The organism is Paenibacillus sp. FSL R5-0473, from assembly GCF_038004565.1.
Taxonomy (GTDB): Bacteria; Bacillota; Bacilli; order Paenibacillales; family Paenibacillaceae; genus Paenibacillus; species Paenibacillus amylolyticus.
Genome location: NZ_JBBORL010000001.1, coordinates 2,201,405 through 2,221,082, shown reverse-complemented (window position 1 = coordinate 2,221,082; position 19,678 = coordinate 2,201,405). Strand labels below are relative to the sequence as shown.

The following is a 19,678-nucleotide window of genomic DNA, read 5'->3' as shown; positions in this document are numbered from 1 at the left end:
GTAATAAAATGACCAAACTATACGGAAAAACCGCTATTGTGACAGGCACAAGCCGCCCCGGAGGTATTGGAACCGCTGTCTGCCGCACGTTGGCACAAGAAGGCGCTAATGTGTTCTATACCCATCTGTACGATTACGATAAAACAGAGAATCCGGGGGATGCCGACAAAAACTGGCCGGATCTCTTTGCCGAAGAACTTCGCTCCTATGGCGTTAAGGCAGCGCATATGGAGGTCGATCTTACCGATCCCAATTCTCCAGCGCAACTGCTTGATGCATGCCGATCGGCTCTCGGGCTGCCGACCATTCTCGTCAACAACGCTACCTACAGTGTAGCAGCTGATTTCCGTCAATTAAATGCATCATTGATCGATGCGCACTGTGCCATGAACATTCGAGGTACATTCATGCTATCGGCCGAATTTGCGCGTATGCTGGAGGTTGAACTGGCCGTCCATCAGGACCTTTGCGGCGGCCGGATCATCAACCTCACGTCCGGTCAAGGTAAGGGGCCGATGCCTGGCAATCTCGCTTATGCCGCAACGAAAGGCGCTGTCTCCACCTTTACCGAATGTCTATCTGCTGAACTGGCTCCGTTTCACATTACTGTGAATGCGGTTGATCCCGGGCCTACCGATACGGGTTGGATGTCAGAAGAAGTGAAAAAAGCTTTGCTACCGGGATTTCCGATGGGCAGGATCGGTCTTCCTGAAGATGTATCCCGTCTGATTGCTTTTCTGGCAAGCGACGATTCCCAATGGATCACCGGACAAATCATTCATTCTAGAGGTGGTTTCTAATTTCCATAAAACCAAAGGAGGCCGCCGATCAACAGGATCGGCGGCTTTATTCGACTACCGGGTGGATACTATGCTTTGTGAAGAAGATGATGCAAAGGTGGCGAAAGAAGCTTTACGTCAATACCCAATCAATTGGGTAAAACTTGTCGTCTCCGCCTTTTAACGTCTTCGAAACGCTCCAGCGCGCGCCAGAGCATAGAAAATCAAGAGAGCAATGATTGACCCAACGATCGCGGGTATGATATGAAATCCGCCCACCACCGGCCCCCTCGGTCCCAACAGTTCATACCCTAACCACGATCCAACAAAGCCAGCAATGATATTTCCAAGTACGCCTCCCGGCACGTCCCGTCCAATCAGATTTCCGCTTAACCAGCCAATTAGCCCACCGACAATAAGTATCCAAATTAAATACACGAATTGGTCTCCCTTCCATTGATTTATTACAAGTTATGTTTCGTTAGGGGGAATGTTGCGGATCATCTGCGAATCGACCACTAAACCATTTCCATTTTAATCCAAGGGTAGTAAAATCGGTTGTACCACCATTAGTATGAATGCTGGTGCAGATGGGGATGGAGATGGCCAGTATAGAAAGGAGGCGCTCAGGTGTTTATGTTTCGAAGTCCTTTTATTACAGCCTTGTTGATGATGTTTCTGATGTCAGGCTTGTCTGCTTGTTCTGAGTCAGAGCAAGCGGAAGATAGGGGTGCTTCGACAAAGGCTGACGTCACAGAGCAGATACAGAGCCTTAATCTGAATCTGGAAGAACCATCATGGAAGCTGGATACCACCCCCGTGAATCTAACGTGGTTCGTTGGAGCCGAATGGTACGGGCACACTTGGGGTGAGAGCCTGACTTCCAAATATGTCACCCAAAAAACAGGGGTCAATATCGAATTTGAAGTATCAACTGGTGAACCAAGCGAGATGTTATCACGGATGTTGACGACCGGTAGTCTGCCGGATCTGATAACTATCGGCTCCTGGGAGAGTGCGGTTAACAAACTTCGGGAGAGTAATCTCATCTATGCCCTGGATGAGCTAGCCAACAAGTATGATCCTTACTTTTACAGGGCAGCAGGTGATGGTGCTCTACAATGGTATCGGCAGGAAGACGGCCATACCTATGTCATCCCCAATGATGCGTACAGTCCCGAACAGATGCGTTCAACCGGCTTGACGGGAGCTAACCAAACCTTTCTCGTACGTAAAGATCTGTATGAGTCGATGGGCAAACCGGACCTTACCACACCGAAAGATTTTCTAAATGCATTGCAATTGCTGAAGAATCAATATTCTGTTTATAAAGGTCAGCTGATCAGTCCGTTTTGGGCACAGGGGAATGCATCCTATGGGATGACCGAATATTTGCAAAATCTGCTTGCGATCCCCCATGAACAGAACGGTAAAGTATACGACCGAATGACAGATCCGGATTATATTGAGTGGCTGAAAACATTTCGTATCGCTTACGAGCAGGGCCTGATTAATGTTGATTTTCTGGTCGACTCCAGTGCACAGGTGCAGGAAAAAACCAACCAAGCCCAATATTTTATGATGATTCGGGAATGGACAGACATATCGGACCTTAATTCGAAATTGGAAGTCCTTACGAATCAGAATTCATACTATATTGCTGTAGATGGACCCCGGAGCAGCAGGGGAGAATCCGCAAAACTGTTTCCCGGCAGCATGGATGGCTGGATGGTTACGATGATTAGCAAATCCACGGAAAACCCTGAACGGGCCATCCGATTTTTGACCTATCTGGCCAGCGAAGAAGGCCAAAGGGATTTATTTTTGGGCAAAGAAGGTGAAACCTGGGCGATGAAAAACGGCAAACCGCAGTTGACTGCGGCGATGGTTCAGTTGTATGACACGGATAGGGAGCGGCTGGAAAAGGAATATGGCATTATGGATACCTACTGGATGCTGCGAAACCCTGCTTTCGTTAACAAGTGGAGACCAGAGAATGCACCATCCATTAAGCAAATGGAGGAGTTCGCCAACCAACAGGCCGATCTGGACAGCGGCATCTATAAGGGACTAGATCCTATAGGGGATTCCGATATCGCGTTAGCCTGGTCACGTATTTCTCAAAATTGGGAAGAAGTGCTGCCAGAACTGATTACAGCGAAGGATGAAGCTGCCTTTGACAAAATTTTTGAGAATTTTCTGATACGTCGTGTGAACTACGGCTTTAACCAGGTGATGGAATATCGCCAGGCTGAACTGGAACTGCGGAAATCCAAGATAGTCAGATAACCATTCCCTACTACATTGGGTACTACATTGTTAACTATCAGCTAACTAGTAATATATGGTATAACAAAGGTGGTGAATACATCAAAATGAAATACCTACTAACGAGATTGAGGAAGCTTTATCGCAATGCCCGTATATCCCAAAAGCTGTTTCTGGCATTTAGCCTGATGATTGCCATACCTGTTATTTTGATATCCTTTGTGTATATCCGCATGCAAGAAACCCAGCTATATAAGGACGCTATGGCAACGGGCAACAGTCACGTTTCATGGCTGAATGAACAATTGCACAGAAGAATGGACACGATTGATAACGCTTCCAATACAGCTCTTACTCAAAAGACATTTGTGGATTTTATTCATTCCAATATGCTTGTGGATGGACTGCGTCTGGTGAAGTTTAAGCAAAACCAGTTTGAGCAAATGCTTAATATCATTCAAAGCAATGCGATGATCAGTGAGCTTAGCTTTTACGTTGATAACCCAAACTTGTATGAAATCTGGCCTGAAATCTATCATTATAAGAAATTTTGGCCGCAGGATTATTGGATAAAGCTACGGGACGAAGGTGGTGCGGCTTACCGTTTATTTTCTTTTAGGGATGGTGAACACACTTTATCCTACTATCGTCTGGTTCGCCTTCAAGGTCAGGAACAAAAACGCCCTAGTATTATGGAAGTGCGAGTCCCGCACAGCATTTTTTTCAGCGACCTGCTCCAGGAGAGCAAGGGGGACTTCTTTTCGGTATTGATGAACGCAAGTGATCCTCCTCAGTATGTTTACAATCCCCAGCATGAGTTTTCTGAGAAGTACGGGCAGGGGATGGAGGAGATCCTTGGCAGTATTCATCACCAGCTGGATATATTGCGGCAGGAAAGCCCGCTTCAGGTTAAGGTGGGAGATCAGAGCTTCTATGCATTGTATCGATACATCGCTCCGTTGAACACTTATGTGGTCGAGATTGCTTCCCATCAGGCATTGATGAAGGGGCCGCGCAGTTGGTATGCATTTGTGGTAACGATTACATTATGTGTATTGCTGCTGATTATGCTACTCGTATCCCAAACGACACGGCGTATTTTCCAGCGGTTGGACAGCGTACTGGTATCCATGCGTCAGGTACGGAAAGGCGAGCTGGATGCAATGATTGATACAGGCCTTGATGAGAACGAAAGAGGGGATGAAATCGATGAGGTGGCAGTGAATTACAATAAAATGTTACATGAGGTCAAACGTCTAATGACACAGGTCGTGGATAAGCAGTTAATTGCCAAAAACGCACAGTTGCACTCCTTGCATTCGCAGATTAATTCTCATTTTTTATATAACGCCCTGGAATCGATCCGTATGGAGGCAGAGGTACAGAGGCAGCCTGCTATAGCCAATTCATTGGTGTCGTTGGGCTCCCAACTACGTTACAGCATGCAGTGGCGTAGCGATACCGTTGCTCTTCGTGAGGAGCTTGCCAATATCCAAAGTTATATTGAATTTATCAACTTTATGGAAGGCGGCAGTATCGTTATGACGGCGGATCTTCCTCCGGAGATACTTCGCTACGCCATTCCCAAGATGTGTATGCAGCCTATCGTTGAAAATGTAGTTCATCACGGGGCACCTTCAGGCGGCAGGGTAACTATAGAGATTACCTTTTCTGTGGAGAATGACAGTCTGCTTTTCATTAACATAAGAGATGACGGAAAGGGGTTAGAACCTGAGTTGTTACACCGTCTTCAGGCAGTACTGCGGAGCGAATCGGATACACCGATGGTTACTAGCAGGAGCGGACTTGGTTTGGAAAACGTGAATAAGCGATTGCAGCTTCATTATGGCAAGAATTGCGGTCTTTGGATTGATAGTGTGCAAGGTGCATATACCTGCGTAACGATACGCTTGCCTTGGGAAAATGTAAATCTTGGAGGGTGGTAGAGCATGATTAATATCCTGATTGTGGACGATCAAAAACACATTCGTGACGGCCTGCAGGCCATGCTGCATCAATTTCCTCTGGAGCTGAACAACATATACTGTGCCGTGAGCGGGATTGAGGCGCTGTCCCTATTGCGGCAGCATTGCATTCACATCGTTATTACCGATATTAGGATGCCCGATATGGATGGGTTGACGCTCATGGCTCAAACCAAAAAGGAATACATGGATGTGGAATACCTCATTATCAGCGGTTATAGTGATTTTACATATGCCCAAAAAGCGATCGGGCTTGGTGCAAAGGGTTACTTGCTCAAACCTTTGAAGCGAGAGGATCTGCAACATTCCCTGGAGCATGTATGGCAAGAAATCCAGACACGGCAGGCACTTACGCATAATATGCAGCGTGTATCCCGTCTCGCCCAAGAGACCGATCGTAAAGAATTAAGAATGTTTATGCAAGGTGCGTTAAGTGATGACGCATGGATTCTTCAGATTGAGAAAAGAAATGATGCGTTATGGCGTAATTATCGTCTAGCCCTGCTGCGGGAAGAAGTTTGCATTACTCAGCCCGGAGCCAGCAGCGCCCATAGCATGGAAGCCATTGCTTATCGTGTGTTTGGCAGACAAGGTTGTATTTGCCTGCAACATCGCCCATACCTGATCCTTGCGGTGGATGCGTCCATAGATCCAAGTGTTTTGACTGCAGCGCTCAAGGAAGGAAAGATCGATGCTATAACGGCCATGACTAACCCGATTCAGGGGTTAAAAGAACTACCAGACAGCTATACCCAAGTGCTTGAGCTCTATCGCCACAGTTACTTGTTTCCTGATCAGTACAGTATCTCCCCAGCACATATTGAGCATATGGAACAGCAGTGGCAACTTCCCTATGAAGACTTATATGAACTGTTCCAGTCGGTTGGAACAGATAACAGCGGAACAATTACTCAGGGTATTTCTGCAATATTTCACAAAAAGGTACTGCAACGTTATCCTATTCGCTATACACAACAGCTCTGCGCCGCCACCGTTCAGATGATGGAGGAATACGAACGAGTTATCCACCCTTATATGGGGGAAGAAGTGCTGGACCTTGAATCCTTGCGTAATCTCTTTGATTATCAAGGGATACGTGAGTATATACAAGCACTGCAACAGCAGCTGCTTCGGTTGAATCAGTTATATTATGACTATAAGTGCAGCTATCGCCATTCGCAGGATCTAAATGAAGCCATTCGTTTTATACACGAGAGTTACCACAAACCGCTGGACCTCGCGATGGTATCCAATCATGTATCGCTTAATTATGCTTATTTTTCAAATCTGTTTAAGAAGAATATTGGTAAAGGTTTTGCTGAATACCTACGAGATGTGCGTCTGGATAAAGCGCGGCGGCTTCTCGCCGAAACCGATCATAAAATTGTTGAGGTGGCTGCTATGGTTGGATATGAAAGCTACAAAAGCTTTACACGCGCGTTCCGACTTGTGATGCAGATCCAACCCACAGAGTACCGACAGATGATGCGGCAGAAGGCCAATTGAATCAAAAACCAAAAAAATGGGATACCACAAAAACAATTGTACCTTTTCAGCAAATGAACCTATTCGATAGAATAAAGATATCCCTTCATGTAAGCGATTTCCTTAATGCACATGGATTGGGAAAAGCTATTATTCTATTAAAGGAGGACAATTATGAAACCATCTCACTTTACGGCGAAACGGTTAATGAAAAAGGGACTCGGTATGTTCCTTGTGGTTGTGATGCTTGCTAGTATTGGCGTACTGCCAGCTTCAAAGGTTCAGGCAGCGGGAACTACCGTAACCTCAATGGAGTACTTCTCACCAGCAGACGGGCCTGTTATTTCTAAATTTGGGGTGGGCAAGGCCAGCTACGGATTTGTTATGCCTAAGTTCAATGGAGGCTCCGCGACATGGAATGATGTTCACAGTGATGTGGGCGTTAATGTAAAAGTGGGCAACAACTGGGTTGATATCGACCAGGCAGGCGGTTATATCTATAACCAAAACTGGGGGCACTGGAGCGATGGCGGCTTCAATGGCTATTGGTTCACCCTCTCCGCAACAACCGAGATTCAACTGTACTCCAAAGCGAATGGCGTTAAGCTGGAGTATCAACTTGTATTCCAAAACATCAACAAAACAACCATCACAGCGATGAACCCGACACAAGGTCCACAAATCACAGCAAGTTTCACAGGCGGTGCAGGCTTTACATATCCAACGTTCAACAATAATCCTGCGGTCACTTATGAAGCTGTTGCGGATGATTTGAAGGTGTATGTCAAGCCTATAAACAGCAGCACTTGGATTGATATTGACAATAACGCAGCCAGCGGCTGGATCTACGATCACAATTTTGGCCAATTCACGGATGGCGGCGGTGGGTACTGGTTTAACGTAACGGAGTCGATCAATGTCAAATTAGAATCAAAGACTTATTCGACTAATCTTGTTTATACCATTACGTTTAATGAACCTACAAGAAATTCATATGTCATTACGCCATACGAAGGAACAACCTTTACAGCAGATGCGAATGGTTCCATTGGGGTTCCGCTTCCCAAAATTGATGGAGGCGCGCCAATCGCCAAGGAACTGGGCAATTTTGTATACCAAATTAACATTAATGGGCAATGGGTTGATTTGAGTAACTCCAGCCAGAGCAAATTTGCATACTCCGGTAATGGGTATAACAATATGTCCGATGCCAACCAGTGGGGTTACTGGGCCGATTATATCTATGGTCTTTGGTTCCAGCCAATCCAAGAAAATATGCAGATCCGTATCGGATATCCGCTGAACGGACAGGCGGGTGGAAATATTGGCAACAACTTCGTCAACTATACCTTCATCGGCAATCCAAATGCTCCGCGTCCGGATGTATCCGATCAAGAGGATATCTCAATCGGAACGCCAACCGATCCGGCAATCACGGGCATGAACCTCATCTGGCAGGATGAATTCAACGGAACTACGCTGGATACAAGTAAATGGAACTATGAAACAGGATATTATCTTAACAACGATCCCGGTACTTGGGGATGGGGAAATGCAGAACTGCAGCACTACACAAACAGCACCAAAAATGTATATGTACAGGATGGAAAGCTGAATATCAAAGCCATGAACGACAGCAAATCTTTCCCCCAAGACCCGAATCGGTATGCACAGTATTCTTCGGGAAAGATTAACACCAAGGATAAGCTGTCCTTGAAATACGGCAGAGTCGATTTTCGTGCCAAGCTTCCTACAGGTGATGGTGTATGGCCAGCACTGTGGATGCTTCCAAAAGATTCAGTATACGGCACTTGGGCGGCATCAGGTGAAATTGATGTTATGGAAGCGAGAGGCCGTCTGCCTGGATCAGTAAGCGGTACCATACACTTTGGTGGACAATGGCCCGGGAACCAGTATTCCGGCGGCGATTATCACTTCCCGGAGGGGCAAACTTTTGCCAATGATTATCATGTATACTCGGTAGTCTGGGAAGAGGACAACATTAAATGGTATGTAGACGGCAAGTTTTACTATAAAGTCACTAACGAGCAGTGGTATTCCGCAGCTGCACCGAATAATCCGAATGCACCTTTCGATGAGCCGTTCTACCTCATTATGAACTTGGCAGTCGGCGGAAACTTTGACGGCGGCCGTACCCCGAATGCCTCCGATATCCCGGCGACGATGCAAGTGGATTATGTACGCGTGTATAAAGAACAGTAATTTGCGATTTCGGATACAGCGAATGAAGATCAGATGGAACAGATGCTGGGCAAACCGGACCTGAAATCTCATACTCTAAAATAGGCTTACGACCGATTCCCAATATTTCTACCTGGGAATCGGTCGTTTAAATTTAGACTTGATACTGTAGTTCATCGGCTGCAACTCTTGTCGAAGGACAACATCATTAGGAGGAAATATGAATCAGAAAGAATTTGAATCAGTCATCAATCTCCCTGCAAATATTCGTTATGAATACTTCATCAAAAAAGTAGTGGATTCAGAAGAAGTGTGGGGGCTTTATGAGAATGGTTGGTCAGTTACTGAAGATGATAAAGGTAATAAATTACTTCCATTTTGGCCTAAGAAAGAATTCGCGGAATACTGTGCAACTGATGGTTGGGAAATTTACTCAAGTAAACGTATGGATTTGTACGAGTTCATAGACGATTTTCTACCCAATTTAAAAAAAGAGGGTTTTAAACCTTCAATATTCTTAAATAATGCTGATTCTGCTGTATTAGAAGTCGATATACTAATTGAGGATTTAAAGACAGAACTTGAAAAATACTAACTTAAAACCTCAACGAAGGAGTTTGGAAAACCGTGAAAAATACGAGACGTAAACGAATAAAATTGGGTGATATCTACGCTATACCTCTGCCTAACGCTAAGTTTGCCTTTGGGAGAACGCTTAAAGATGCCAGCATTGCAATCTATAATGTGATAAGTGACACGATAGAAGAGATACCTCAAGAAGAGGAATACCAATTTATCGTGGGTGTATATGATGATGTACTGAAATCAGGTGATTGGCCGATCGTTGAAAATCGTCCGTTTCCGGATGAAGAAGAGGCGTGGCCCCCACCTGCCTGTATCATTGATAAGATATCAGGAGAATATTTGATTTATCATATGGGAGAGATTAGACCTTCTAATAGCGAAGAAAGCGAAGGATTAGAGATTGCGGCTGTTTGGGAAGCCCATCATATTGTTGATAGAATAATGGGAGATGATAAGTGGCACCGAGACCCGAATAAATAGTGTACGAGTATACCATCTATGGTTCCAGAAATCAGGTGTAGCGGTTTGAACCGCTTTTTCACTTTCCAATACTAACATTAAGTCACGGCCTACATACGTTTCTATAGGGGTAACACCAAGCGCTTCAACCATTTGCTCTGTTTAAGTAAACTCTTCTGGCATCTTATATAATCAAAATCAACCAAGCCAAGCCCTCCTTTTACAAAGAGGGGCTTAGCTTGTTTTGCATTCAGAGGTAAGTAAAAATGCAAAGTTAACTTGACACATAATGCAAAGTGAACTATGCTAAAAATGCAAAGTAAACATTGCAAGGATGTGATCACTTGAAGACAAGAATTGCAGAACTGCGTAAGCAGCATAAGCTGTCACAGGAAGAGCTGGGACGAATTGTTGGTGTTACCCGGCAAACCATTACCTCTCTTGAAAGGGGAAAATATACGGCTTCCCTTATTCTTGCTTACAAAATTGCCAATTTTTTTGGACTCGCCATTGAAGATGTTTTTGATTTCAGCGAAGTGGAGGAAATGTAAATGGACAAGTACAAGATTAAAATAAAAACTCGCAAAAACGTACTGTCACTGGTAGCCGCTGCTACCCTATTGATCTATGTAGGACTTATATTTTACCGAGGTGGACTACCCGATTTACCTAGTTTTATAAAGGGATTTCACACAGGCGCTTTTATCGGGGTTGAAGTGGCCGTCGCTTTTTTCCTCGTCAGGTATATAAAAGCCAGTAATAATGAAGCCGAGCTGAAGAAGCAGTATATTGAGGAGAATGACGAGCGGAGTGTAATGATACTCCAGAGAGCCGGCACACTCAGCACAGCAATCATTCTCATTGGTCTGGGCATCGCCTCCGTGATCGCCGGTTTCTTTAATCCCTTGATATTCTACACCTTACTAACTTGCTTATTATTTATTTTAATCGTATTTTTTGCACTGTGGATGTATTATGCGAGAGAAATTTAAGGTTTAGATCAAAGCAGTGGAGAGAGGTGAATGTTTACCGGATATCGATTTACGGACAGGTTATTTTCGGTATATGGTATTATTTGTTTGATGGAGTAAACTAAAGCTTGAGACAAACATGAGTCAGTGTTTTCCAAAAAAAAGGTAAGCATAACGATCAAAGTTTTAAAAGGGAGTGAACTATATTAATATACAGCATCCCTATTTACGACAAATTCAGCTTAAGAGGCAACAAGTACCCACCTATAATCGTTACCCCTTTGATTTGGCGGTCATTCGAAACCTAAATACTCTTGATTTCCACCCCAAGGTAACCTATATCGTAGGTGAAAATGGGATGGGCAAATCAACACTGATGGAGTCCATTGCTATCGCATGGGGATTTAACCCGGAGGGTGGGACGATCAACTTTTCCTTCTCAACCCAGGCTACTCACTCGAACTTATATGAATATATACAATTGATTAAAGGTCCGCGACGCCCGAGGGATGGCTTCTTTTTCCGGGCAGAAAGTTATTATAATTTAGCCACAACGATCGATGAGTTGGACAGTCAACCTTCATTCGCTCGGCCTATTATAGAATCTTACGGTGGCAAGTCCTTGCATGAGCAATCGCACGGAGAGTCGTTCTTTTCCACTTTCATTCATCGGTTCGGAGAGAATGGATTATATATACTGGATGAGCCTGAGGCTGCATTGTCTCCCCTTCGCCAAATGGCGATGCTGACACGAATCCATGAACTTGTTTTGCAAAACTCTCAATTTATAATTTCGACCCATTCCCCAATCCTTATGGCATATCCAGATTCGATTATTTACAATCTAAAGCCGGATGGTATCGAGGTCCAAGTATTGGAAGAAACCGACCATTATATGATTATGAAAGAGTTTGTGAATAACAAGGATCGGATGCTCAGAGAGTTATTTGAAGAAACTCAAGATTAATTCCACTACTATCCTATGGAATCTAAAAGCTTAAGAGAGATCGTTACAAAGAAAGCGATCTATTGTCGAGATTAAGCTAACGGGAAACGTTAGCTTAATCAAACTTAATAAGGCATCAAATTGATCATCTGCTGATTTCAACTAGCGGACTGACGACAGGGATCGTTGCAGAAATGCTAACGATCCTTTTTTGTATATGTTTACGTAGGAGTATTTAAATCACGAAAAAGGGCTCCTCCGTAGACTAGGACGCCCCAAGTGCAGGTCAGCGATCACATACCTGGATATAAAGGGAAAACAGTAGGTGTTGCCCGGCAAAGTGATGTTTTTATTTTTCACAGTCCGATCGGTAATTTTGGTGATGCTGAGTATCTTACATGCTGTAGGCTTAGTAGAAGTGATTTTGTAGAACCATTCAAACGCTCTACACAGAGAAACAACGGATCGAACAGGAAGAACGGTACAACTATATTGGACTGTTATGGAAAAATAAGGATATAAAGCCACTGCTTCTATATATTTTAAAACAGAAGATTCTATTTTCTAGCATGGGTGCTTGTAGGGGGGGATGCATGTTTCATTATTTTCTGAAGATAAGCAGAAACATTGTTAGGATTGCAACTGCGAAGCATTCGTCCTAAATCGAGGAAGTATAAATATACTACTCACTATTTTCATCATCTAATCGCCGACGAAATATCAAAGCCGAAACAGCAAATATAATAAAAGATAATGTTGAAGCAACAGTAACCATCTTCAACACACTTCCTATTGGGGGGTTAAACAACAGAGCAATTGAGATGATTAAAACAGCACCTGTTAAACCCATTCCCAAAATCGAGATCGCTAAAATCTTGTTCATCAAATCACCTCACAGGTTGAAATAGAGTTTCTCATTGCATAATAATAGTTTAATACATGATGAATTAGTATAGAATGTAACAAAAAGTATAGCAAAGATTTAGTAGCGATTGCTTCCGAGAATGGGGAAGCAATCGCTATGTTTTTTTGCGGATTTTTTTATTTTTTTGTCCGCCACATGTGTACAAAAAACAAAAATGATGATACATTGAATTTAGTTTATTTCCTTTTATAACAGGGTTTTTTCGAATAATACTGTGTCTCCTGTACGAGGACATGCGTATATCGAGGAGGGAATGGAATGTCAAGTCAAGCATTGGACCAATTTTTAAGTTCGAACATCGAAGATCTAAAGACTAAAGGTCTATATAACGTCATCGATACGCTGCAGGGTGCAAATGGTCCTGTTATTCGTATCGACGGAAAGTCCTTAATCAATTTGTCTTCCAATAACTATTTGGGACTGGCAACAGATCACCGCCTGATTGATGCTTCAGTTAAGGCGTCGCAGACATACGGGGCAGGCGCAGGGGCTGTGAGAACAATTAATGGTACGATGGATCTTCATATTGAGCTTGAAGAAAAACTGGCCCGTTTCAAAAAAACGGAAGCCGTTATCGTGTATCAATCGGGATTTAACTGCAATATGGCTGCTATATCCGCGGTAATGGACCAGCATGATGCGATTTTATCAGATGAGCTGAACCACGCTTCGATTATTGATGGCTGCCGCCTATCGAGAGCCAAGGTGATTCGCTTTAAGCATTCGGATATGAATGATTTAAGACAGCAGGCGAAAGATGCGAAGGAATCCGGTCAGTACCATAAAATTATGGTCATCACCGACGGGGTTTTCTCCATGGATGGTGATATAGCAAAGCTGCCTGAAATCGTGAAAATAGCTGAAGAATTCGATCTGATTACTTATGTGGATGATGCCCACGGTTCGGGCGTTCTCGGAGCAGGTGCGGGAACCGTGAAGCATTTTGGATTGTCCGACCGCATTGACTTTCAAATTGGTACTCTTTCCAAGGCGATTGGCGTTGTCGGCGGTTATGTGGCGGGTAAAAAACAACTGATCGAATGGTTGAAGCTGAGAAGCCGTCCGTTTCTGTTCTCGACATCGCTACCTCCGGCTGCAATCGCTTCTTGTAGCGCTTCTGTCGACATTTTGATGAATGACAAAGAGCTGATCGAGAAGCTGTGGGAGAACGGCAATGATTTGAAAAATGGCTTGAGCCGGCTTGGATATGATGTAGGCCAAAGCGAAACGCCGATCACACCTTGTATCATTGGCGATGAAGTAACCACCCAACAGTTCAGCAAACGGCTTTATGAAGAAGGCGTTTACGCCAAGGCAATCCTGTTTCCGACGGTTCCGAAAGGAACCGGAAGAATACGCAACATGCCGACAGCTGCCCATACCAAGGAGATGCTCGACCAGGTGATCTCCGTTTATGAGAAAGTTGGCAAGGAAATGAAGCTGATTTAGCTGCATTCGCGGGAGTACATTTCGGGAGGAATGTCTTATGAACAAGATTTTGGTGACCGGAGCACTGGGCCAAATCGGTTCTGAGTTAGTTGTTAAATTACGTGAAATTTATGGTGCGGATCACGTCATTGCTACGGATCTCAGATCATCAGCCCACGAAATTACCCGATCCGGGCCATTCGAGCTGCTGGACGTTACGAATGATAAGGCGATGTTCGAAATCGCCAAGCGGTACGAAGTTGATACCGTCATCCATTTGGCTGCGCTGCTGTCGGCTACCGCAGAGGAGAAACCGCTGCTTGCCTGGAATTTGAATATGGGTGGATTGATGAATGCACTTGAAATATCCAGGGAGCTCGGCTGCCAATTTTTCACTCCAAGCTCCATTGGATCTTTTGGTCCTTTGACTCCGAAAGACAATACCCCTCAGGATACGATCCAGAGGCCCAATACGATGTACGGCGTGAACAAAGTGTCCGGCGAACTGCTTTGTGATTATTATTTTCACAAATACGGCCTGGATACTAGGGGACTGCGATTCCCGGGTTTGATATCTTATATGACGCCTCCCGGCGGAGGAACGACGGATTACGCCGTGGAAATTTATTACGCAGCCGTGACGGCTGGCCGGTATACATCTTATATCGCCAAGGACTCAAACATGGACATGATGTATATGCCGGATGCCCTGAACGCAATCATCGATTTGATGGAAGCGGATTCTTCCCGGTTGATGCACCGAAATTCATTTAATGTCACCGCAATGAGCGTGGATCCAGAGGCGATCGCTGCAGCGATTCGGGATGAGCTTCCCGGCTTTATCCTCGATTATGACGTTGATCCGAAGAGACAGGCGATTGCCGATAGCTGGCCGCATTCCATTGATGCGACGGCAGCGAAAACAGAATGGGGATTTCATGCTCGCTACGACCTGAAGGCCATGACGAAGGATATGCTTTCACATCTAAGCGAGAGACAAATGCTTCGCAAGGCTTAAAGTTATTATGAATTCGATCGAAGAGTGACATCGCTAAAAAAAGCAAGAAAGGGGAACTTATAAAAACAAAAACAGAACGAAATTGTCGAGGGACAAGAACATTGTTCCATTAAAGTCGCTATTACAGCGGCTTTTTTTGTTTTAAGGACAAGAACATTGTGTCATTTCGGATTAGGTAGCTATCTAAATAGCATCATGATGAAGATCATGTGGCAAGAAAAAAGCACATGAATTTAAGAATTCGCGTGAATAACGATTTTTTTATTAGAAATAACGTTTTTCCGGTAAAGACCAATCAATCTGCGCCAACCATCGGGACGCGAATATGTGCTTACGAACTCGTCGATGTCGGTTTCGTAGATTGCTCTTGGTATCTCACGCTCATGCTTAGGAACACGAATTGTGGCTTCTTGGCAGAGGTAGTAATTCAAATGTTCGTGTCCAAATATGATTGTCATGTGGATTCATGACAGGCTCATGGTACTTGGAAGCGTTGAGAACGCCGGAGTAAGGACAGTACCGTTATCTTCGTATCTGACTGCAAACATTATTTTATGCCTGCCTAGTTCTGACAGATCTAAGCAGGGAGTCGAGCCAGATCAGATTCGGCAAGAATAGCCTTTCTGTTCAGATCATACTAGTTTAGTATCAAGTATCCTTCAGCAAGTCAACCATGTTAGAATAGTGAATTTCACTCAGTTGCTCGATAAAGTTATCTACCCTGTAGTTCTCCGGTTCAACTATCCAGAGACAAATTACTCCTACCAATCCAGATATCATGTATTCGATGCCAATTTTTATCTTCTCATCGTGGCGATGATCGCCGATTCCCGAAAAAATGATCGTTTTAAAAGCCTCTTTCAAGTAAACGGAGAAGTTTGGATAAATATTTTGAGTGATCATTGTCTTAAAAAATATCATATTGGCTTCAATATCGTCGAAAATCGTTTTTAACATGGTCGCAAACATATCTTTATCCATCTCATGAATTGAACTCACTTCCAGGCTTAAGCAAGCATTTAAACTCTCCACGTTTTCCTGAAATAACTTCTCCATGAATTGAGGTTTATCTACATAGTGCAAATAAAATGTGTTGCGATTTATCATCGCTTCTTTGGCAATGTCCTGCACAGTAATTCGTTCATAGCCTTTGGTTTGTACTAATCTCAGAAACGCTTCTTTAATGGCTTTCCGCGTTTTGAGAATGCGCAGATCCACTTTATCTTTACCCAATTCGTGCTTCCCCTCCATAAATAATAGTCGGATTTATCAAAAGTGATGTTTAATTAACACATTGAATTATATCAACCATTGAGCCCTTTAAGTGTACGTTTTACAATTAAAACTGTCAATTGAACTCACTAACTCATTCATAAAAGGAGAATCATAAATGAAAACACTGGCGATTGTTGGTGCAGGTAAGGGATTAGGATTATCTATTGCGAAGAGCTTTGGCAAGCGCGGCTTCCAAGTGGCATTAGTTGCAAGAAATGCTGCAAAACTGCAAGATATGGTGGATGAACTGAAAGCGGATGGTATCGAGGCATCTTATTTCGTAGCAGATATTTTTAACAAGGAACAGATTGAACAGGCTATGACCAACATGAAAGAAAAGTATGGTCAGATTGATGTGTTGGAATTCAGTCCAACAGCAGGCAATTATCCTCCCACTTCTGTATTGGAGTTAACGGCGGAGAACGCCAGGGACGCATTTGAGGCGAATGTGGTTAGTGCCATCCATGTCGTCAATGCTGTTCTCCCTGATATGCTCGCCAGGAAAGAGGGAGCCTTGCTCTTTACCTCAGGATTATCCGCCATGTACCCTGTGTCCATGATGGGGAATATCGGTATTGCTCTTGCAGGGTTACGCAATTATGTTGCTAATCTTCATACTTCATTGTCTGCTCAAGGGATTTTTGTGGGCCACCGCTCATTAGGTTTATTGATCAAGGAGTCAGGTACCGGCGCAATTAATGATCCGGATGTAATTGCAGAGATGTGGTACCAGGCCTATGTAGAGAAAAACGTATGGGAAGAAGAGTATCCTGAGGGGGTTACCCCCGAAACCATTCTGTTTTAACATTGGTGATGATTTCAGCAGGTCATAACATACAGTTGTAACCAAGTAGATGAGCTTGAGAACTAGGCATATATTTTGTGCTAAGAAACGCTTGAAAGAGATGAAGAAGCCGCTAATTTAGCGGCTTTTTTGTTTTTCGGTACAAGTTCTTGTCCCGAGCCAAAGACAAGAACTTGTACCGATGACAAGACAACGCAAAAAAGATCACTTCATTGTAGAATATAAGAATTATGAGATGGGCGGGAATTGTACATTTTTTCGGGGGAAGTTCTTTATTATGTGTACTAGGAAAGAATAAGCAGGGCTTATACAATAACATTAGAGATTGTAAACGCTTGCTTTTAATTCTGAGGGTGCAATCAATGAATTTCCGTAATCCCGTATATGAAGGATTCTATTATTCCAATACCAAAGGAGATGCCTTATGAATCAACAACAACTACCTAAGCCCCACCAACCGCTCGTAACCCACATCTTCACTGCTGACCCGTCCGCCCATGTCTACGAGGGCAAAATCTACATCTATCCTTCCCATGACCTCGATCATGACGAGCCGAGCAACGATAACGGCGACCAGTATAAAATGGAAGACTATCATGTCCTCTCGATGAACAACTTCGATTCCCCGGTGGTTGATCACGGCGAAGCGTTGCATCTGAGAGATATTCCGTGGGCCTCCAAGCAGCTCTGGGCACCGGATGCCGCTTATAAGAACAATACCTATTACCTGTTTTTCCCGGCACGGGATCATGACGACATCTTCCGTCTGGGTGTGGCAACATCAGAGTCTCCGGCAGGCCCATTCATGCCGCAACCGAATTATATGGAAGGCAGCTTCAGTATCGATCCGGCCGTACTGGTGGATGACGACAATCAGTCATACATCTATTTCGGCGGACTCTGGGGTGGCCAGTTGGAGAAATGGCAGACTGGCAGCTTCGTGCCAGATGCAGAAGGACCTGCTCCTGACCAGCCGGCGCTTGGACCGCAAGTTGCACTGCTTAGCGACGACATGCTGTCCTTCCAAGGCAAGCCTGCCGAGATATCGATTGTCGATGAAGACGGGAATCCGATTCTGGCTGGGGATGAGGAACGGAGATATTTTGAAGGCCCATGGGTGCATAAAGATAACGGCTATTACTACCTGTCCTACTCTACAGGAACCACGCATAAGCTCGTATATGCGATCGGCAAGAACCCGATGGGACCATTCACGTTCAAGGGCGAGATTCTCTCTCCGGTTATCGGCTGGACAACCCATCACTCCATTGTGCAAGTTGAAGACAAGTGGTATCTGTTCTATCACGACAGCTCCCTGTCGGAAGGTGTCAACCACAAGCGCTGCGTTAAATATTCGGAGCTGAACTACAACGAAGATGGAACGATCCAGAAGATCAATCCTTATCCGGGTGCGGAGTAAGTTAGCTGGTTAGCGGAAACAGATAAGATTACAATATAAGGCATAATACATGAGGCAGCTCCTGACGGGGCTGCTTTTTTGATAGGAGGAGGATCAGTTGTTTCACTCAAACTTGGAGAAAATCTTTGCTGAACAAAGAATACTTCAGCAGTATACTGATTGAATTAATAAGTTTATTCTAATTAAACATAAAGCCTTCCTTCCTTCGGAGAGAAGGTTTTTAGTCTAATTAGAATTTTGTTGACACACATATATCCTAATGGCTTTATCCAGTTGAGTGCGTGAAGCGCGTGTCGACGAGTTTTAGTAGGGAACTTCTTTTCCTGTCGAGGGACAAGAAAATAGTCCGATTAACGATTAGATGAGTATCAAAATAAAAAAGCTATCTAGAAGAGAGTGGGCTTTAACTTGGGTCAGTAGCGCTACAGGGAAATACTTAACCCATAGAAAGGGATGAAATAGTTGTTTACTTAGATACGTATTGTGTCTTATAATTTTCACAAAGATACATATCGTATCTTAAAAGTTTGTATCGCACAAGTAATGTAAGGGTGCTCGCATCTTGGTCCCAGTTTTTGCAGAAAGAGGGGACGACCGATGGAAACGAAAAAAACGCCTTGGCAGGCACCGGAATTAGAGGTGCTGGATGTGCAGCAAACGATGGCTGGCTATGGATTCAGGCAAATTGATTGGATCGAAGAACATGATGCAGACCTATATGATCCAGCGTCCTGATGATCATACTTCAAATTGAAAATCGTATTCTTGCTCAAAAGGTCGCCTGTGGGCGGCTTTTTCGATGCTCAGATGAGGGACAAGAACATTGTACCATTCCAAACCAAGACGACTATGATTGATATTGAGCAGCAGCTAAATAAGGCGTAGCATCAGCCTCCTGTTGATGTAACATTTGTTAAAATACGTTGCGAAATTCGTTACGCCGCTCGACAAACATTGTCCAATTGAGGCCTCCACGAAAAAATGATTTCTCCAAAAACGGCTTATACAGACAGTTCATAATATATAACGGAACCTGTTCTTTCAAATCCAGTGGTTGAAACACATGTGATGTATCATCGTAAACGGCTCTTCTTTTGTCAGCTTCAAATGGACGGGGGTGAAGGAGT

At 44.1% G+C, this 19,678-nt stretch carries 18 protein-coding genes; 15 read left to right on the top strand and 3 right to left on the bottom strand.

Annotated features, from left to right (window positions below; genetic code table 11):
* Positions 1-8: 8 nt before the first annotated feature.
* Complete coding sequence (locus MKY28_RS09720; protein WP_076327441.1) at positions 9-800, top strand: SDR family oxidoreductase; 792 nt, start codon at positions 9-11, stop codon at positions 798-800.
* 159 nt (positions 801-959) lie between these two features.
* Here MKY28_RS09720 and MKY28_RS09715 read toward each other — a convergent pair whose 3' ends face one another.
* The gene (locus tag MKY28_RS09715; protein ID WP_036613911.1) at positions 960-1,217 is read right to left on the bottom strand and encodes a GlsB/YeaQ/YmgE family stress response membrane protein; all 258 of its coding nucleotides are present in this window, start codon (positions 1,215-1,217) and stop codon (positions 960-962) included.
* 198 nt (positions 1,218-1,415) lie between these two features.
* On the opposite strand from MKY28_RS09715, the gene MKY28_RS09710 reads away from it, so the two are divergent.
* The 9 genes from MKY28_RS09710 to MKY28_RS09670 all read left to right on the top strand — a co-directional run bounded on the left by MKY28_RS09710 (position 1,416) and on the right by MKY28_RS09670 (position 11,701).
* Positions 1,416-3,068, top strand: a complete 1,653-nt coding sequence (locus tag MKY28_RS09710) for an extracellular solute-binding protein (protein ID WP_340935839.1) — start codon at positions 1,416-1,418, stop codon at positions 3,066-3,068.
* Positions 3,069-3,154: 86 nt separating this feature from the next.
* On the top strand, positions 3,155-4,993 hold the full coding sequence (locus tag MKY28_RS09705; RefSeq protein WP_340935838.1) for a sensor histidine kinase: 1,839 nt from the start codon (positions 3,155-3,157) through the stop codon (positions 4,991-4,993).
* Positions 4,994-4,996: 3 nt separating this feature from the next.
* Positions 4,997-6,538, top strand: coding sequence for a response regulator (locus MKY28_RS09700; protein ID WP_340935837.1), 1,542 nt, complete (start codon positions 4,997-4,999; stop codon positions 6,536-6,538).
* 153 nt (positions 6,539-6,691) lie between these two features.
* The gene (locus MKY28_RS09695; RefSeq protein ID WP_340935836.1) at positions 6,692-8,740 is read left to right on the top strand and encodes a glycoside hydrolase family 16 protein; all 2,049 of its coding nucleotides are present in this window, start codon (positions 6,692-6,694) and stop codon (positions 8,738-8,740) included.
* Positions 8,741-8,939: 199 nt separating this feature from the next.
* Positions 8,940-9,314, top strand: a complete 375-nt coding sequence (locus MKY28_RS09690; protein WP_047843240.1) for a DUF2750 domain-containing protein — start codon at positions 8,940-8,942, stop codon at positions 9,312-9,314.
* A gap of 32 nt (positions 9,315-9,346) precedes the next feature.
* Positions 9,347-9,784: an Imm26 family immunity protein gene (locus tag MKY28_RS09685; protein ID WP_340935835.1), complete on the top strand. Its 438-nt coding sequence runs from the start codon at positions 9,347-9,349 to the stop codon at positions 9,782-9,784.
* 323 nt (positions 9,785-10,107) lie between these two features.
* Positions 10,108-10,314, top strand: a complete 207-nt coding sequence (locus MKY28_RS09680) for a helix-turn-helix transcriptional regulator (RefSeq protein WP_036613900.1) — start codon at positions 10,108-10,110, stop codon at positions 10,312-10,314.
* Positions 10,315-10,755, top strand: coding sequence for a hypothetical protein (locus MKY28_RS09675; protein ID WP_340935834.1), 441 nt, complete (start codon positions 10,315-10,317; stop codon positions 10,753-10,755).
* Between the two features lie 175 nt (positions 10,756-10,930).
* The gene (locus MKY28_RS09670; protein WP_445670889.1) at positions 10,931-11,701 is read left to right on the top strand and encodes an AAA family ATPase; all 771 of its coding nucleotides are present in this window, start codon (positions 10,931-10,933) and stop codon (positions 11,699-11,701) included.
* Positions 11,702-12,362: 661 nt separating this feature from the next.
* On the opposite strand, the gene MKY28_RS09665 is transcribed toward MKY28_RS09670, so the two are convergent.
* On the bottom strand, positions 12,363-12,563 hold the full coding sequence (locus tag MKY28_RS09665) for a hypothetical protein (protein ID WP_036673648.1): 201 nt from the start codon (positions 12,561-12,563) through the stop codon (positions 12,363-12,365).
* A 300-nt stretch (positions 12,564-12,863) separates the two neighbouring features.
* Here MKY28_RS09665 and MKY28_RS09660 point away from each other — a divergent pair, with 300 nt between their 5' ends.
* The gene (locus tag MKY28_RS09660; protein WP_036673649.1) at positions 12,864-14,054 is read left to right on the top strand and encodes a glycine C-acetyltransferase; all 1,191 of its coding nucleotides are present in this window, start codon (positions 12,864-12,866) and stop codon (positions 14,052-14,054) included.
* A 37-nt stretch (positions 14,055-14,091) separates the two neighbouring features.
* A complete protein-coding gene (locus MKY28_RS09655; protein WP_076250511.1) occupies positions 14,092-15,051 on the top strand; it encodes an L-threonine 3-dehydrogenase in 960 nt (319 codons plus the stop codon).
* 648 nt (positions 15,052-15,699) lie between these two features.
* Here the strand turns inward: MKY28_RS09655 and MKY28_RS09650 are convergent.
* Positions 15,700-16,284 (bottom strand): TetR/AcrR family transcriptional regulator, encoded by a 585-nt coding sequence (locus MKY28_RS09650; protein WP_051447337.1) that lies wholly within the window; start codon positions 16,282-16,284, stop codon positions 15,700-15,702.
* A 157-nt stretch (positions 16,285-16,441) separates the two neighbouring features.
* Between MKY28_RS09650 and MKY28_RS09645 the strand changes: the two genes are divergently transcribed.
* The 3 genes from MKY28_RS09645 (at position 16,442) to MKY28_RS09635 (ending at position 19,286) form a co-directional block, all read left to right on the top strand.
* Positions 16,442-17,131, top strand: a complete 690-nt coding sequence (locus MKY28_RS09645; protein ID WP_340935833.1) for an SDR family NAD(P)-dependent oxidoreductase — start codon at positions 16,442-16,444, stop codon at positions 17,129-17,131.
* A gap of 424 nt (positions 17,132-17,555) precedes the next feature.
* Positions 17,556-18,551, top strand: coding sequence for a glycoside hydrolase family 43 protein (locus MKY28_RS09640; RefSeq protein ID WP_340935832.1), 996 nt, complete (start codon positions 17,556-17,558; stop codon positions 18,549-18,551).
* 597 nt (positions 18,552-19,148) lie between these two features.
* Positions 19,149-19,286: a paeninodin family lasso peptide gene (locus MKY28_RS09635; protein ID WP_340935831.1), complete on the top strand. Its 138-nt coding sequence runs from the start codon at positions 19,149-19,151 to the stop codon at positions 19,284-19,286.
* Positions 19,287-19,678 lie beyond the last annotated feature (392 nt).

Excerpts from the sequence above, each read along its gene's own strand:
- MKY28_RS09720 (WP_076327441.1), top strand. The coding sequence starts at position 9 with ATGACCAAACTATACGGAAAAACCGCTATTGTGACAGGCACAAGCCGC.
- MKY28_RS09635 (WP_340935831.1), top strand. The coding sequence starts at position 19,149 with ATGGAAACGAAAAAAACGCCTTGGCAGGCACCGGAATTAGAGGTGCTG.
- MKY28_RS09690 (WP_047843240.1), top strand. The coding sequence starts at position 8,940 with ATGAATCAGAAAGAATTTGAATCAGTCATCAATCTCCCTGCAAATATT.
- MKY28_RS09655 (WP_076250511.1), top strand. The coding sequence starts at position 14,092 with ATGAACAAGATTTTGGTGACCGGAGCACTGGGCCAAATCGGTTCTGAG.
- MKY28_RS09700 (WP_340935837.1), top strand. The coding sequence starts at position 4,997 with ATGATTAATATCCTGATTGTGGACGATCAAAAACACATTCGTGACGGC.
- MKY28_RS09640 (WP_340935832.1), top strand. The coding sequence starts at position 17,556 with ATGAATCAACAACAACTACCTAAGCCCCACCAACCGCTCGTAACCCAC.
- MKY28_RS09645 (WP_340935833.1), top strand. The coding sequence starts at position 16,442 with ATGAAAACACTGGCGATTGTTGGTGCAGGTAAGGGATTAGGATTATCT.
- MKY28_RS09665 (WP_036673648.1), bottom strand. The coding sequence starts at position 12,563 with ATGAACAAGATTTTAGCGATCTCGATTTTGGGAATGGGTTTAACAGGT.
- MKY28_RS09710 (WP_340935839.1), top strand. The coding sequence starts at position 1,416 with ATGTTTCGAAGTCCTTTTATTACAGCCTTGTTGATGATGTTTCTGATG.
- MKY28_RS09660 (WP_036673649.1), top strand. The coding sequence starts at position 12,864 with ATGTCAAGTCAAGCATTGGACCAATTTTTAAGTTCGAACATCGAAGAT.
- MKY28_RS09705 (WP_340935838.1), top strand. The coding sequence starts at position 3,155 with ATGAAATACCTACTAACGAGATTGAGGAAGCTTTATCGCAATGCCCGT.
- MKY28_RS09695 (WP_340935836.1), top strand. The coding sequence starts at position 6,692 with ATGAAACCATCTCACTTTACGGCGAAACGGTTAATGAAAAAGGGACTC.
- MKY28_RS09675 (WP_340935834.1), top strand. The coding sequence starts at position 10,315 with ATGGACAAGTACAAGATTAAAATAAAAACTCGCAAAAACGTACTGTCA.